The sequence below is a fragment of the Flavobacterium cupreum genome (assembly GCF_003996965.1).
GTDB lineage: Bacteria > Bacteroidota > Bacteroidia > Flavobacteriales > Flavobacteriaceae > Flavobacterium > Flavobacterium cupreum.
The window spans coordinates 1-342 of sequence record NZ_QWDM01000137.1 but is presented as its reverse complement, the minus strand read 5'-3'; the positions used below and the strand labels follow the sequence as shown (position 1 = coordinate 342).

The 342-nt window shown below is 63.5% G+C and carries 1 protein-coding gene; it reads left to right on the top strand.

Annotated features, from left to right (window positions below):
• Positions 1-342 (top strand): phosphoenolpyruvate carboxykinase domain-containing protein (locus tag D0817_RS26935; protein WP_127341015.1); only part of this gene is annotated, 342 nt, incomplete at both ends.

The following is a 342-nucleotide window of genomic DNA, read 5'->3' as shown; positions in this document are numbered from 1 at the left end:
AGGGCGTGTACATGGCCGCGACCATGGGCTCCGAGACCACCGCCGCCGCCGCCGGCCAGATGGGCGTTGTGCGGCGCGACCCGTTCGCGATGCTGCCTTTCATGGGCTACAACATGAGCGACTACTTCCAGCACTGGCTCAACATGGGCGAAAAAATCGGCGCGATCAATCCCGCGGCACTGCCAAAGATCTACTGCGTCAACTGGTTCCGCACCGACGCCGAGGGCAAGTTCGTCTGGCCCGGTTTTGGCGACAACATGCGCGTCCTCAAATGGATGCTCGAGCGCATCGAAGGCAAGGCCGGCGGCGTCGAGAACGTGTTCGGCACCACGCCGACCTTTG